We start from the raw sequence: 15,176 nt of genomic DNA on the forward strand, positions 1-15,176 counted from the left end.
ATTAGATATTAAAAAAGGGATACTTATAAAAGATCCCTTTTTTACTTTTAAAATAATTAATTGGAAGTTGGCGGTGTTGTGCTGGTGTTTGTTTGTGCTTCTTTTAGTAGGTTAACAGAGTTTTGTACCAGGTTTTCATTTTCTGTTTTCAAACCATTATTTCCAAATACAGCGGTAAGGACAAGTGTGATTACGAAAAATGTTAATAGTAAAGTTGCTCCAAGTTCTTTCATTATAAAATCCTCCTGAAATAATATTTTTATTGATGAAACTGTTATTGAGAAAGAATATGTAGTCGAGCAACACTCCCTTCAAGTTTTTTAGTATTACATTTGAAAAATATTGTTGGCTGCTCCCATTATGTCTTTAAAGAACAGCATAAATATAACCACCATATTAAGGATTATTGCACCAGATGCTGTCGAGAAGATTACGATATACAGCACCATTTCCCTGCTTTTCAGGTAATTTCGGTACGCATTATAATTACTATTAGCAAACTGATCTCTCTTTTGCTCTAGTAATGCTAATGACCTTTCCTGGGAAGAGTACTCTACTTCCTTCATGATGATAGATAAGGTTTTTGCTTCCTCAGTACCTATCCTTTTTGAGAAGGAGTCCCAAGCTTTGTCAGGACTCTCATTCCATTTATATAAAAGTTCTTCTAAAGCTGGTTTTATTGATTTGAAATAACTTCTATATTCAAACAGCAAGCCATATATATTTCCTACTCGTCTTGTTTGGAATTCTGCTTTTAATTGAGCATACAAAGAATAAACTTCAGCATTCATCTTTCGCTTATGATTTGCAGCAAGATTCTTTAATACATAATCAAAAACTAAATTGAATTTCAAAGGCGAAGTTAGGAGAAAGACTCCTAAGACCATTAACAGATTCACAAGCGAGAATTGACCCGCAGCTAAAAATAAGCTGATAAAATATGACCAAACTGCCACATACAAAGAAATGTGCCGAAAAAAGTTATAGTGAACGCTGCTCACCTTTAACTTGTTGAGGCCAACAAAGGTAATTAATACTTCAGCTCTTTCGTTGTAAAAATACTTAGAGAGAAAACCATTTTTCGCAAGACTTTTTCTTAATGAGTTCCTAAGCGATAATTTACTTCTTGCCTTATCTAAACCAATAGACTTTGCAATCGTTGAGTATATTAGAAAGATAAACATACCAGTTATAAGGTAATGCAAGTATTGAAATGGCATAAAGATTATCCTCCTCTCTTAGGTCGTTGAAAGACTTTGGATGTGGTAAAGCTGATTAAGGTTAATACGACCGAAAAAGTAAATGTTTTTAGCCCGGTTGCTGTTTGAAAAATGTACTCAAACGCATTCCCGCCCATTTGACTCACCATGTAATGCATTCCAACAATAATAAGTGGTAAAACAATGACCGGTAAGTAACCTAATCGAATTAGCTCAATACCTTCAGATTCGACTTCCCCAATTTTCTTATCTATTTCTGTAATATCCTTTGATAAGTCTTCAAGGATCCCAGCGATATTTGTACCATCCTCTAGACCTTTTAAGATGGTTATAGATAAGTTCCTGCCCCACTCTCCTCCAATTTGATAAGAGAAGATTTGCATCGATTCTTTTCGTGTTGATATTCCGCTTTCTAGTCGAACAATGAGCATACCTACAATAAACTTTGTCTGTTTATTTAAGTTAGGGTAAATATCCTTTAAGGCAAATAAGATGTTATGATGCTGTTTGGTATAAGCTTGTAATAGTTGAATAATCGTATCTGATATAACAGCTTGAGTAGAGTGACGAATATTTAACAAGCGTATATACAAAATCGTGATAGGAAACAAAAACACTACTGAAAATGGCAAAATAAAAGAAGATATCATGCTTCTTGTAATTAGCCAATAAATAATACACAATCCAACTAAAATAGTTGCCTGTAAGGTGATTAATGGTTTTAGATGGTTGGTTTTATATGAGTTAATAGTTGCTTTAAGCAATTGATCATACCAACGCATAAAATTGGATCGTAGTATAATTTGTTTATTATTGGTCTCCTTATTAGATCTCAATTTGTATTTAACTGAATTAAAATTAAATCCAAAAGAATACATTAATAGAACAAAACCGGAGAAGCCTATTAAATAGCCAAATATCCTTACAATCGAATCAATGTACTGAATCATTAGGATCTGCTCGCTTTCAATCCGATAGATCTTTTTAGTTCTTCTTTCATTGGATATTTTTCTTCTAGTTCTTTAAGCAATATTTCTAATCGTTCAACGTCACTTTCATGATAAATTTTCGCTATCGATTTAATTCTCTCAGGGATATTAGAATTAAAAGACCAGCTATCTCCTTTACGGTCGTATGCCATAATCCTCACAATCTGCGTTTCCCATGTTTCTTCATTTAGTTCATAAAATTGGACGCCTGAAACTTTCTTATTCTTTTCGTCTAATTGTTCCATCGTAATGGAAAAATGAAGATTCTCTGCAAATCGTAAATATTCATCTGAATAATTTAATCCATTCGATTGGTTGTGCTGAATACTTAATCTTGCTAATATTCCGGGAATGTTTTCTGGAAACTTACTATGGAAGGTTCCCATAAGTTTCTGGATTCCTCGCTCCCCTGCGGAACCATATAACTCCACTTCTACCCTTCTTACCTCTGCTGCTATAACCTGTTCAATATCGTGTCGCAACAGCGCAGGAAAAACAGTATTTTCAAGTTCACCTTCAATATCTCTTTGTGTACCTTGTATGTGTATAATAGGAGACTTAGGAAAAAGAATATTAGGAAAATGTTCAAATCTAGACTCTATATAAGCTGTATGCATATCTTTTGATTCCGAAAGCATTGTTAAAAGGAAAGTAGATTTTCCGGTACCTGGTGGACCCGCTATAATTTGATTTAGATTTAATATTGATAAAATCTTAAAGACTTCGATTGCCTCTGTTGGCAATGTACCAAGTGCTGCTTGCTTCTCAAAACTATAATTTGTAACCGTCTGTCTCCTCAATGTAATGACAGGTTGATACGTTCTCCCAGGAACCATTATAGATACACGGATTCCATCTTCCGTTACCGATTCTAACTCTGTGTTTTGAAACCTATCCAGCTTATTCTCAGGGTTCAACATCTTAATTCTTTCAAAAAGATCATAAATATGAGTCATACTTCTAAATTTAAAGTGCTGTAGCTCCCATTTCCCTTCTTTCATGAACCAAATGTTTTGGCCAACAACCTTTGCTTTTTCTGACTCAGGATCGTTTCGCCACACACTTAGCGGCCCCCACCCGAACACTTCTTGAAAAATCGCTTCTGTTAAGTCTGGATAGTAATTAGGGAAATTTGAATTTAACAAACCATTGTTGGTTAGGTACTCTTCTATATGTTCTTTAATGATCCGGATGGAGTTAGGATTTCCACTTATAGCACCATGGTGAATTTCCACCCCATCTTCTGTCATCTCACTTTTTAACATATCTTCTACAATTCTCTGAATATAACTTTGTATCGACCTACAGAGTGTCGGGAAGTTTGCATTGATAAAAGAATCACTCATGGATTCCTTCTTATTGGTAATTACAAACTCACTTGCATCAAAACTTGCTGCATTGTTAATTTCTGATATCAGACTCTCTGGTGTTACAGGATCCAACTTAAAGCCCACCTTATTCTCGATTAAGTCTTTCTCTAGTAAACTCATTAAAGCTCCTCCCTACCTAGCAAAACTAAAGAAACTCTTCTTTTTCTTTTCAGTTGGTAATGTTGTAATCCCCTTAGCCATACGATTAAAAGACCGGTTATAAGATTTAACATAGTAGTTATATAAAACCCCATCAGAGCCATCCACTGGAATAAGAGGAATCTTTTCGAATAAAGTAACACCCGTTTCCTCTTCGATTTTTTTAGGTTTAATAAGATGGATTGGATCAAAGCGGTTGACTACCATTAATAAATCCTCTTTTTGAATTCCAATTGGTGAGAGGAATTGATCAAACCATCTATTAAAGTTTCTAATTGAGTATTCATCTTGATTAGCAACTAAGATTTTTGTCCCACTTGCCATAATGCCTGCGAGAGCACCAGAAGTATCATATATAGAACCTAAATCAAGAATGACAAAATCATATTCTTCCTTAACAATATTAATTAGTGAATGGATCGGCTCCGGATGATATTTATTTTTCTTCAAGAAATTTCGGTTACCAACCAAATATTGAATTCCATGAATTTCAATCAGTTGCTTTTTCAAACCTTCTGCATCAAACAAGTGATTAGATACTGAGTGATATATAGAATCAAAAGAAAACTCTGAGGGGAAACCGATTATTTCCCCAGGATTATAGAAATTCAATCCTATTACACAGACTTTGTAATTTAGTTCTCTTAGAGCCACCCCTAGACTTAAGGCGGTCTGTGTAACACCACTTTGAGAGTGTGTGCCGGAAATACTAATTACATTTTGATTTTGTTTTACAATATGTTCTAACCATTCCTGCAGGATTAATTGTTTGAATTCATCTCTGGAATTTTCCTTATAAAAAGGAACAATTCTCTGAGCATTACATATTCTTTTTTGTGTTTCATTTAGTGGGCTGTCAACAAGTAATATCGTTTTTATGGATGGCTGCACATCACGAAAATCTATTATGGATGAGAAGTCAACAAATTCCTGATCCACCAAAAGCGCATCGCATTTCAACTTGTCCAATTCGTCAACGCTACTTAATTTAATAACTTCACTTTGAAGCTGCCCTTCAATTATTTGAATATAATCAACGTGATTTGATAGTGTGGCTACTTTCATTTCATATCCTCCGTTCCTAGTAGCTAAAAATCAGCTTGTAACCTGCTTCTACAGACTTTTTAACTTTTATAAATTCTTCGTTTGTCATGTTGATCTCCAATTGTGAAGCCTGGGAGCCTGCATCCAACCGATCTTTTTCTGAATTGATACCTTTTACCTCAGTGTTGGAGCTGTTTTTGATAAAGGCGACCACCTTACCTTCCAAGATGGGTTTCTCCACTGAAAATTGATTACTTTCAGGTCTGCTCTTATCTGTTTGAACTAACCATAAGTCCACCATATCTAAACGCCTTAAACTCCCGGGAATTGTTTCTATCCAGCTATTTGGAATAGCAAAGAATTTTTCTCCATCTTTAGCTCTTAATAATGGACTATCTACCTTTTTTTCTGTAAAAATATCGTTTACTGAAATAAATCCTGTAGCTCTCTGACCTACAATCTTTTTAGGGTCTACTATCACATTCTCATGAAGCAAATCATTTGGGTATTTGCCTAAATAAATATCGTCTTCCCCAATTACTTCATTAGGTTCAAAGTCCTTATTAGCAAATACAACAGTTGAGGTATTTAACATTCCATGCAATTTCGTTTCATAAAGAAAGATATAAGCTATAAAACTTATAATAAAAAATACAGCTAAACCTCTCATAAAAATGGTCTTTTTCAATTTTTGGTCCTCCTACCTTGTTACGGTTATCTTTGGGAACTTCCATTTTGTTTTTGTTTTCTTTTTAAGGAATTCTTGAGGTAATATCATTTCAATTAATTCGTTAGTTAAGCTCTCTAAATCTTCAACAAGACTTTTCGAATTTGTAATGGGAACCCTCTCACTCTCACACTTAAAGATTTCTTCTCTGTTAAGATCAGGTACGATCCAAATATCATCGAATACATCATTGAAAATAGAGTGATTGGCAATTTTATATGTAGCCTTATTCATTACAATCTGAAGGTTTTCAATCCATTCTCCATTTTCTTTCAACAATGAGGGATATGGCCTCTTCTCAATAATCACTTGATTTAGAAATGGATCAGGCTCTGTAATGAAGAAAATATAATCAGCCATTTGACAAAGTTCCAGGTAAATTTCGTTGTTCCAATCAACACCTACATCGACTATCTTAATAGGAGTTCTTTGGCTAAGCAGCACCTTTAGAAACGTCTCAAAATCCAATTTGTCATATGGGTTTTCTTTTAGTGGGTTTAATACATTCATATATACATTTTTATAATTCCAATCAGTTGAATCATCCTTTTGAAAGTGAAAGTCGCAAAAGGGACTAACATAATTTCCCGATAGTCCTTCTCCCCAATATCGATCATAGGTATATCCATATCGATAAGGGTTCTCCAAATAGGACACTGATATATCCTTTTCAGCTAATATGAAAGAGAGATAGTGTGCAAAGAAGGAACTACCTACCCGACTAGCTGCTCCACCGACTAAAATCAATTTGGGTTGAACTGTTACCCCGATTACTTTTGTTTCTGTTTGTTGAAAGTTAATATTGAACTCTCTTTTTATTATTTGCTTATCTCTTTTTTCCTTTTCCTGCTTTTTTTCTTTCGGCTCCGGATGATTCCTTTTATTAGAGGTTTCTATCTTAATAGTTGATGGGCCGCTGTCCATTTTCCTCCAAGGGATTCCAGGGTCAACTTTTCTGAACAGCGATACCTCACCAAAACTCTTTCCAGATTCAAGTGCATCCAATATCAGCTGTACTGATAGATTGTTATCTTGTCTTAAAAAAATGTTATAAATACCCATATTGACGAGTTCTGCCAAGAATGGGTGTCCTACCCTTTCGGAAGAAAGTATGGCCATTCGAATATGTGGAAATTTTTCTCGTAACGTTACCAATAAGTTTGATAAATAATCTAATCTTAAATCATTTAATTTTTTTGCTAAGTCACTTGTTAAGATCAACCCGTATATTTCTTCCTCAGTCTCTTCAAGGTACTTAAGTAGATCCTCTTCAGATACCACAACTTCCGGAATTATATAGCCTTCCTTTTTCTGTATGAACGTCTTAAAAGCATTTGCCATTGCAGGATCAATCATTCCCACGACTATGTGTTTTTTATCTGCATTCACGATTACACCCCTTTCCGAAAAAAAAAACGCACTCTGACCCGTTTAAGGCAAGAGTGCGTTCTTCGCATCTTAATCACTTATTAATAGTTGTATTGTTAGAAAAATAATTTGGTGGTTCTCTTGGTAATTCTTTCTAACACATATTCTATTCAATTGCGCTTTCAATTTCAACCCTATTTTTAAATAAAATTTTATTTGTGTCATGTAAGGTTGTTTTTTCACCAGTTGCAAAATCAATCCATAAGCCGCAGCTTGAGTTATGGTTACTCCATGCTTCTATAACATCACTGTTGAAAAATGGCTGGTTTTCTACCTGATGCCAACTAAAGTCATTTGAGCTATATGGTAGGTACAGTTGGTGTCTGATATTTAACTCAGGGACCGGAAACATTGTTTCCGTACTTATAATGACACTCACTGTAATAATTTCTGAAAGCTGAACAATACTTCCCAATAGCTTTCTTATAATCTCCTTAATTTCTACGCTTGTGTCCATCTCTGTTAATTTCTTCGGAATATCAATTACCAGTAGCATTTGCTGAGGTTCTGCCAGGGATGATGTTAAAGCCCAATACGACCACATACCTTTTATGTACTCTATTAATAGATCAACAGGACTTTCAACGTCTTTGATTTCATAAACATACCCTCTTTTGTAGTTCCAAGTTATTGTCTCCAATTTTTTTAGCTCTTTAAGTAACCACTCTTTTTCTTCAGAATCTTGTAAGCTATTAATAGCCCTTAAATAGCCGACCAGTGGTCCTTCTTGATGTTTACGATAAGATGCAAGAGGAATTAACTCACTTCTAGTAACACCTCTTTTAATACATAACGCTTCAAAATACAGTTGCACAAAGGACATCCTTGTTTCCTCAAACGGACCATTTCTTACATGTCGTTCAGCTGGCTGCGATTCAAATTCAATCATATTGAAATCGTCTGATGTTTCTGACTCACCTGGCCTTACATCCCCTATCCAGAAAAGACTTTTGTGATCAATCTGGTACAAGGTATCACTTATCTTTTCTAACAGCTGCATTTTATTGGATTGATTTTTGTCACCAATTATTGCTGTTTTTGAACTGTATAAATCATACCAATGCCATTCAAAATTTTCATCTACGAACTGAAACGGATTCATTAGTTTTTGCACTGTAGTCCCCTCCTAAGAAAAAAAACGCAATCCTGCCCTTACCGGTAGATTGCGTTCTTCGCTTATAATTAATTATTAGATTTTATATGGTAAATATATCTTAACATCCCACATATTACAATACTTTGAATATATTTTCTGAGTATCTCACCTACTAAGAGATCAATTCTTCACCTATTAGTAGGCTCTATTATAGTTTATCCCCCGAATAAACGGCTGAAAAATCCCTTGTTCTTCTGTTCTTCTGCTTCTTTCTTTCTTTGCTCCATTAACTCTCTTAATAGCTTTAATGACTCTGCATCTCGCCTTTTCAATTCCTCAGTTAATTCTTTATCGCGCTTTTCCTGTTCATCTTGTAGACCTTGTAACTTAGTTTCTACAATACTTTGATTATCAAGTAACTCCTTTCGAACCTCTTCTCTAAGCGTCTCCTTTAAAATTTCACGTTCAGTAGCAAGCTGCTGCTGGAATTCCTCAACCAAATCATTTCGAATCTGTTTAGTTGTTTCACCTATCATGTAGCTGAACAGTGTCCTCACACGTTGGTTATCCAGCAATCTTTGTACATCATCAGCATTTAATAGATCACCAGTTTTATTACTTGGCTTCGGAACTGGAGCATCTTCTTCATCTCTTAAATTGAAACGTTCTCTCATGTCTTTCAACATTGCCGCAATATCTTTCATAGTTGTTCTTCTGCCATGTTCATCTTTCAAGTCTTGGATAAATTTAAATATTTGCAGGTCGTCATCATAGTAAATTCTTTCATTTCGATTATTCCGTTTCACATAATGCACTTCAAATTGTTCTAATTGATCAGTCCAATTCCTTAAAGTTGATGCTGGAACTCCAAGCCGATCCGCAGCATCACCAAGGGTTATAAATTCAACTTCCATTTGCATCTTCCCTTTCGAATCCACCTATTAATAGTTCAATTATCGCATATTTATAACCTATTAAACAAGCCGCTCTACTTGAGAACTCACATCTCAATTCACCTTTTCCAGCTCTTTGCAGCCAGAATGTTCCGCTCCCCAATAATCACAACCTTCCAATTCTCTCGCCCTACATCATAACTCATAGCTCGATATTATATTCAACCTATTAATAACCCTGCTGATATTTTGCCCTTCATGAGAATTCATATATCGATTTATCAAGTAACATACTAAGAGGTCGCATATATAAGTTGCTATTCATGATAGTTCGTATTTGGATATATTATTTAACATCTCAATAGGGTATATAGGGACTTGCTCTTCATTGTAATTCACAGCTTGAACATCCATATAACATATTAATAGGCTAATATGTTATCTTGTCCTACATGAGATTTCGTATTTAGATAACGATTTGCAGGAAATTACTCTCGCATTAACTTTAATTATTGTTGGGTATAAATTTTTATATAAACATTTATAATTATTTATATAAATTAGTCATAAATATTTATATAATTAATAATAAAATGATTTTTAGAGGGGAGAAGGGGAGATTTAATAGTTTCGCAGGGGTAACGAGACTTTTAGAATTGAATTCAATAATTAGCATTTCTAAGTGGGGTACATCAAAATAGGTTAGTAATCTATACAGGAAGGATAATTTCAAGAGCATTATCGGGGGGGGGCTTAAATGGCAGCGCTAGCTGCAGAAGATACACTGTAAAAGCAGTTATGATTGAAAATCCAAATAATGAATCAAAACGAAAACATATATATGTTTGTCCGACTTGCAAAACAGAGAATGGGTTGCGAGATGCAAAAGTTATTAATCCACAGAGCTTCAGGATAATACAGAAGACGGAAGCGTGTATATTGCCACTTATGATGGTTCAGGCTGTTATTTAGATTCGGATGATATGTTATTATTGGCCTGTGAAATTATGAAAACCCTTGGAGATTGAAAGATTTGACGAATTAATAAATACGCAAAATAGACATACTCGTTTAAGCCGAAATTACTCCCAACGTAAACAGATTGAAGGGAAATACCTTATCCCTTTAGAATATTTGATGATTGATAAAAAACAGTTTAACCCTTCCCGAAAATGGAGTTTCAAGTGTGGAAATTGCTCCACCAAAGTCTCCAGCCAAGACGGTGGAAATTACTTTACAATTAACCCTAGCCTTAATTGGAATTTGGAATTTACCACAGAAACTGGTTTGGAACGTGCATGTTCGGAAGGATGCATAAAGGTAATAGCTAAAGACTTTGTGAGAGAATGGGTAAAGATTAATCCGAGCCGGAAACTTTTTGTTACGGAAGATTTGGAAGAAAGGCTAACGGAATTAATTAAAAAATGCATAGGGTTGGAGAAAAAGAAGAGGAGCCAGCTTAGTAGCTGATTCTCTATAAACGTGGGGGAATTGACATGAAAAAAATTGATGCAGCAATGGAAATTATGAAAATGCACCGGTCTGTTTTTCAGGCAATTGAAGAAATTACCGTAATGAGCGGAATGGAGATTCACAATATTTTTGATATGTTTGACGATACCGAGAAAATTCTTTCTTTCTTGGCTGGAGAGCCTATCCCGAATTTTTATGATAATACCAGTGAATTTCTAAGGGGAGAGGAACCGGAGGAAGGACTTAGGGAACGGTTGCTGTTCTTCAGTCAAATGGAAAACAAAGTGTTTAACGTGGAATGGGTAATGGTGCTGACCATATTGGCTGAGATTGAAAAGAAGCGTTGGGAAGTTTATGAGAAATATGAGCAAACAGGAGTTATATTTGATTTCTTTGACCGAATTGAACCTACGGGAGTAATCGATTCACTTGTTAAGAAGCTGGTTGGCGATACTGGAGAATGGCTACATCCGTATTCAGATGGAGAAATGTCTATTCAGGAAGTCATGGAATATCTTGATGAATTATTCGAAATGACTCCAGACGAATCGAATTTGTTCGTTAATCAAATGAAATCAAAGGGGAATGTGATTAACTAATGTAAAGAGTCTCCAGAGAAGAACTCCAACAGGCTCCTGATAAGTTTTTAAAAGAATTTTCAAGCGCCAGGAAGAACGCAAGAAGAAAGGTTACCGGCCTGAATTGATTCTGATCCAGGGTGGGAAAAAGTGATTTGCCATTATTGCGGCAGACATTTTCCAGAAGAGGAATTACTTATTTTCATGGATTGTGCAGTGTGATTGCTAATATGAACTGCAACAAATATGGAAATCCTAAGAGGGGCTAAGAAGGGCTATAAAAAAGCTCAATTAAAAGTGAGTATGTTAAATACAATAATTCATGATTAATTAAAAGTGCTACAACCCCTTTGGAGGCTTGTAGCACTTTTTCATCCAAATATATTTAAGTCATCAATATCTAAATCATCGTCATTTTCCCCAGTTATTTCTTCAATAATCTTTTTTTCCTTTGATTTTTCTTGATTGATGTTGACAGGGGAAAGGGAAGGCTCTTCAATTTTAGGTTTCTCTTGTTCTTTATCAACAGGTAAAACAGAGGAACCACTACTCCCTATATTATCGTTACGAGAAGAAACAGCTGGGTTTGAATCATTATTGTTTAAAGAATTTTGTTCCATTACTTCATTCTGCATAACTGGATGACTACTTTCTTTAGCAACCTTATGGCTTGGTTTATAATATGAAAAACGCTGCTTCATTTCATATGTAAGGTCTCGGATGCCATTTTCGGCTATATCTTTTTCGATTAGATATCTAATCGAATCAGCTATGGTACCTTGAGCATTAAACCAATCAACAATATGATCCGGCTCGTTTTCTTTCAATTTTAACGGTATCTGACTACCAGGTTTCTTTATGGACTTTTTTTGTCTACCCATTTTCACCCTCCTTCCATGAAGGAAGGTATAACCTCAGAGGCTATACCTTGAATCTTATAAGGTTAGGCTTTCACTTTTTTCTTGCTTTGGTTTTTCATTCGATTTAATAATACCAACAGACCCTCAACATTCATTAGGGGAGCATATTCTTCAGGAACCCAAAGAATTTCTTTGCCTAATTTTCCTCCAAGGTCTTCTAATAATGGATAAAGAGAATCCTTAAGTGCAATGCTGCCTCCTCCATAGACCACAATTAAATCGACTTCATTATCAAAAGCAGAAAGGACTCTTTGATAGTGTTTAAAAATGAATTTAGATTGTACTAGTGCAGTTTTTTGGAAAAACCTTACTGCATCTTGATGGTATTGATGATTTTCATCTTTTAAATACTCACTAAATTTTTGTCTTGTTAATTTTTTTAATGTTGAATGTTTTTCTTTAAAGTTTTGTATAGCTGCTTCTATTGCATGTCCTACACCGTGATTACACCCTGTTACAAAATGGGTATCAAGATTAAATCCGTCGGTAACTGGCATATCAGAAGTTCCATCTCCAATATCAATATGAGAAATCCGCTTGCCTTTTAGATACTCTCCAGTAATTTCTTTCCCATAATCTTCACTAAAATGTTTGAATATTTCATCGTTTCGATTGTTAAGATTTTGATCAAACAAGAGCGCGAATAGGGCAGGAACACCTTCAGCTGCAACCTTAACCTGTCCAAATCTTATTTTAACAAGCACATCTACATTGTTAATATGGACAGTTACATTATGAATTAAAGATTCATTGTCTCCAGTAAATCGCTTGGCAAAAACGTCAGCATTCTTTGGATTCCATTGTTCAACAGGTAATGCTGTCAGCATATCAACTGTCACATCTAGTTCTGAAGGGATCTTCTTATTCTCTTTAAAGTAATTTTGAACTGCTTTTGCTGCCAATGTTCCTAGAGTATTAATGATTGGCAAATCACTATCATACTTAGTATCTAGCTCAACATCCATCGAAACTGGTTGGTATTTGCTTTTAATTGCTTTTAGGCCTATATAATAATCCCCATTAAATTGAATGCTGCGCGAAGAAATTGTGACATCAATTTGATTCATTAAGTTTTCGATTTGTGATTCTGGGGATACGTTATCTACAAAGCCTTTTGAGGTCGGCTCCGCATATACATTTGGTTGTCTAACTAAATCTCCGTTTATGTATAAAGCTTGCTCTGAGTTGCCATTATCATTTGTACAATCTAAATGAATTTCTGGTGTTTTTGCCATACCGTTTTTTTCCTCCTCAGGAAGATTAATTTATTTATATAAAAAATTATACCAATATTTATTTTTTTGTCAACGCTACTCCAAAATTTATATAAATACTTATATAAAAATAGGTTCCGCTTTTATATTTATATTTATACTAATATTTATATAAAAGTTTTCATTTTGTATTCTCTGCTAAGACAGTTTAGGATACATCCAACATGAAATTCTAGAGCTTTAAGAAAGACTCCCCCACCATATTTTTTACCGATTATTGCGTTTAAGTCATGGTCATTTATCCAGATTTCCTCCTTTGGGGTGTTCAAAAAGAGGGAGGGGGAGCTGGGATTAATAGTTCGAAAATCTTTCAATCTACCAACTGTATTACTAGTAAATTTAAACTGTTTTGAAACAGTGCGAAAATTGTCGAATTTGTAATCCATTTCTATAATCCTTTTCTCTAATGTCAAGGGATGAATGAAAAGGATTATAGAAATGGAACAACATAAACCCTTATATATCAACGTTTACAGACTAAAAAACGTGGCTAAAGGTGCACAGTTCCAAGGCGTGACTTTATTGTGGCTTATTGCACCTTGAAATTGACCATTCATACTATACTATTTTTTTAAATTTTCCTTTAGGTTTTTCACTCACTAATCTACAATAAATTAAAACTGTTTTATGGAGGTTAATGGGAACAATGCCAATTTTTTGTGGATATAAACTTTTCCCTAAACAACTAAAGATATTAGATTTTTTATTTAGACGAAGAGCTGCAACAACTGAACAAATTACAAGGGGGTTAGGTTACCGCCTAAACTATAATTCTAAGAAAGGGATATACACTAACATTTTGGAACTTAAGAATTCTGAACTTATTGATTCGGACAGTATAAGGGGAACTAATAAACACCTTCATTACTTGACAGAAAAAGGTCATGAACTAATGGATTTGTATAACGGCATAGCGCCAGGGCATAAAGGAGAAGGGTATGATAATGATCTTGGTGATTTCCCCTATGACTTATACAAATATCCATTAAAACAAACAGAGCACTTCAAATTAATTTGCGATGTATACCTTGAAGTAAAAGAGGCAAACGAAAGGATACTGGATAAAAAGAAACAGACGAACATACATTCGGAAGATGAAGCAGAAATAAAACCCTCGACTGACGAACATACGTTCCTTGTGAAATTCAGAGATAATCTATATGCGTCTCAAAATTTCTATCTTCGGACAGACAAAACTAAAACTAAGTACTCTTATAAGCCTGATTCAGAAATAAAGATTGGTGAATACACCTATCCAGTAGAAATAGACCGAGCTACAGAAAGAGGGCAAAGGTTCAACCTGAAATTTGAAGGTTATAGGAGATACTTTGATTATTTATCTGAAAAAGAACTGCCGCTCCCCAAAGGAATCATTTTTATTGCAGAAGAAAAATTGAATAATCGTATGATTACTAAAAGATGGTCGAGTATTGCAAATCGTTTTCTTGCTGAAATTGGAGAATACTCTGAGCAAGTGAACCTATACTTCACTTCAATAAATAAGCTTCAAGAATTGTTAATTAGAGAATTTACGTTCAAACATGAAGAACGCTTGTTAAATGAACAAGTTTCAAAGATGTACGAAAATGGAGATTACTTATTAGGGGAGAAAGTACAAAGATTCCAAGGTGCCCCTCAATATCCTATCTCAGTTGGTGAAAGAGACGATAAGGAGAACTTTAATTATTTTGTTAGAGTAGAAGGATTTCAAACCCAGGGGCTGATTACAGCAATCCGCTTCAAAGAATTTTACAATAAATTAAATGCCTCAAAAGAAACAGATAAGAGTGATCTGGCTACTCCGGTTTTTTATTATTTATTTGAACCACCGCAATTAAGCGGGCTTACGATCATGAAAAATCAGCAGCAGTTTTTTAGCAGGGCAATTTACTTCAACCTTGCAACAGGTGAGTATGAAAAGGTAAATTTAGCTAATACTTGTTGACACGTATTTCAGTGATTCAATATAATTTGATTAAATTAATATATTTCATAGAGCGGAAGA

General features: G+C 34.6%; 14 protein-coding genes. 3 read left to right on the forward strand and 11 right to left on the reverse strand.

Going from position 1 to position 15,176, the window contains the following annotated elements:
• Positions 1-56: 56 nt before the first annotated feature.
• From NR125_RS16785 to NR125_RS16825, 9 genes are all read right to left on the reverse strand, one after another.
• On the reverse strand, positions 57-233 hold the full coding sequence (locus NR125_RS16785) for a hypothetical protein (RefSeq protein WP_160169273.1): 177 nt from the start codon (positions 231-233) through the stop codon (positions 57-59).
• A 93-nt stretch (positions 234-326) separates the two neighbouring features.
• Positions 327-1,220, reverse strand: a complete 894-nt coding sequence (locus NR125_RS16790) for a hypothetical protein (protein ID WP_256815752.1) — start codon at positions 1,218-1,220, stop codon at positions 327-329.
• A gap of 5 nt (positions 1,221-1,225) precedes the next feature.
• Positions 1,226-2,002 (reverse strand): hypothetical protein, encoded by a 777-nt coding sequence (locus tag NR125_RS16795; RefSeq protein ID WP_256815753.1) that lies wholly within the window; start codon positions 2,000-2,002, stop codon positions 1,226-1,228.
• A gap of 167 nt (positions 2,003-2,169) precedes the next feature.
• Complete coding sequence (locus NR125_RS16800; protein WP_035332132.1) at positions 2,170-3,699, reverse strand: ATPase, T2SS/T4P/T4SS family; 1,530 nt, start codon at positions 3,697-3,699, stop codon at positions 2,170-2,172.
• A 12-nt stretch (positions 3,700-3,711) separates the two neighbouring features.
• Entirely contained in the window at positions 3,712-4,803 is a 1,092-nt protein-coding gene (locus NR125_RS16805) for a CpaE/TadZ family protein (protein ID WP_206842748.1), read from the reverse strand.
• A gap of 16 nt (positions 4,804-4,819) precedes the next feature.
• Positions 4,820-5,470 (reverse strand): SAF domain-containing protein, encoded by a 651-nt coding sequence (locus tag NR125_RS16810; RefSeq protein ID WP_035332130.1) that lies wholly within the window; start codon positions 5,468-5,470, stop codon positions 4,820-4,822.
• A 12-nt stretch (positions 5,471-5,482) separates the two neighbouring features.
• Positions 5,483-6,898: a hypothetical protein gene (locus tag NR125_RS16815; protein WP_035332129.1), complete on the reverse strand. Its 1,416-nt coding sequence runs from the start codon at positions 6,896-6,898 to the stop codon at positions 5,483-5,485.
• Between the two features lie 145 nt (positions 6,899-7,043).
• The gene (locus tag NR125_RS16820) at positions 7,044-8,051 is read right to left on the reverse strand and encodes a hypothetical protein (RefSeq protein ID WP_035332128.1); all 1,008 of its coding nucleotides are present in this window, start codon (positions 8,049-8,051) and stop codon (positions 7,044-7,046) included.
• A 197-nt stretch (positions 8,052-8,248) separates the two neighbouring features.
• Positions 8,249-8,947, reverse strand: a complete 699-nt coding sequence (locus tag NR125_RS16825) for a MerR family transcriptional regulator (RefSeq protein ID WP_160169272.1) — start codon at positions 8,945-8,947, stop codon at positions 8,249-8,251.
• A gap of 1,116 nt (positions 8,948-10,063) precedes the next feature.
• Here NR125_RS16825 and NR125_RS16830 point away from each other — a divergent pair.
• Together NR125_RS16830 and NR125_RS16835 are read left to right on the forward strand one after the other, a co-directional pair.
• Positions 10,064-10,396: a hypothetical protein gene (locus NR125_RS16830; protein WP_035332125.1), complete on the forward strand. Its 333-nt coding sequence runs from the start codon at positions 10,064-10,066 to the stop codon at positions 10,394-10,396.
• Positions 10,397-10,422: 26 nt separating this feature from the next.
• Positions 10,423-10,998, forward strand: coding sequence for a hypothetical protein (locus tag NR125_RS16835; RefSeq protein ID WP_035332124.1), 576 nt, complete (start codon positions 10,423-10,425; stop codon positions 10,996-10,998).
• 350 nt (positions 10,999-11,348) lie between these two features.
• Here the strand turns inward: NR125_RS16835 and NR125_RS16840 are convergent, their stop codons facing one another.
• Both NR125_RS16840 and NR125_RS16845 read right to left on the reverse strand, forming a co-directional pair.
• Complete coding sequence (locus NR125_RS16840) at positions 11,349-11,858, reverse strand: hypothetical protein (protein ID WP_035332123.1); 510 nt, start codon at positions 11,856-11,858, stop codon at positions 11,349-11,351.
• Positions 11,859-11,920: 62 nt separating this feature from the next.
• Entirely contained in the window at positions 11,921-13,132 is a 1,212-nt protein-coding gene (locus NR125_RS16845) for a ParM/StbA family protein (protein WP_035332122.1), read from the reverse strand.
• A gap of 676 nt (positions 13,133-13,808) precedes the next feature.
• Here NR125_RS16845 and NR125_RS16850 point away from each other — a divergent pair.
• On the forward strand, positions 13,809-15,116 hold the full coding sequence (locus NR125_RS16850) for a hypothetical protein (protein WP_035332120.1): 1,308 nt from the start codon (positions 13,809-13,811) through the stop codon (positions 15,114-15,116).
• Positions 15,117-15,176: the final 60 nt, after the last annotated feature.

It is taken from the genome of Cytobacillus sp. Bac17 (genome assembly GCF_024519925.1).
Lineage (GTDB): Bacteria > Bacillota > Bacilli > Bacillales > Cytobacillaceae > Cytobacillus > Cytobacillus pseudoceanisediminis.

Bases quoted from the DNA above. Each gene is read 5' to 3' on its own strand.
- NR125_RS16850 (WP_035332120.1), top strand. From the start codon at position 13,809: ATGGGAACAATGCCAATTTTTTGTGGATATAAACTTTTCCCTAAACAA.
- NR125_RS16785 (WP_160169273.1), bottom strand. From the start codon at position 233: ATGAAAGAACTTGGAGCAACTTTACTATTAACATTTTTCGTAATCACA.
- NR125_RS16800 (WP_035332132.1), bottom strand. From the start codon at position 3,699: ATGAGTTTACTAGAGAAAGACTTAATCGAGAATAAGGTGGGCTTTAAG.
- NR125_RS16830 (WP_035332125.1), top strand. From the start codon at position 10,064: ATGATTGATAAAAAACAGTTTAACCCTTCCCGAAAATGGAGTTTCAAG.
- NR125_RS16825 (WP_160169272.1), bottom strand. From the start codon at position 8,947: ATGGAAGTTGAATTTATAACCCTTGGTGATGCTGCGGATCGGCTTGGA.
- NR125_RS16790 (WP_256815752.1), bottom strand. From the start codon at position 1,220: ATGCCATTTCAATACTTGCATTACCTTATAACTGGTATGTTTATCTTT.
- NR125_RS16795 (WP_256815753.1), bottom strand. From the start codon at position 2,002: ATGCGTTGGTATGATCAATTGCTTAAAGCAACTATTAACTCATATAAA.
- NR125_RS16835 (WP_035332124.1), top strand. From the start codon at position 10,423: ATGAAAAAAATTGATGCAGCAATGGAAATTATGAAAATGCACCGGTCT.
- NR125_RS16840 (WP_035332123.1), bottom strand. From the start codon at position 11,858: ATGGGTAGACAAAAAAAGTCCATAAAGAAACCTGGTAGTCAGATACCG.
- NR125_RS16845 (WP_035332122.1), bottom strand. From the start codon at position 13,132: ATGGCAAAAACACCAGAAATTCATTTAGATTGTACAAATGATAATGGC.
- NR125_RS16805 (WP_206842748.1), bottom strand. From the start codon at position 4,803: ATGAAAGTAGCCACACTATCAAATCACGTTGATTATATTCAAATAATT.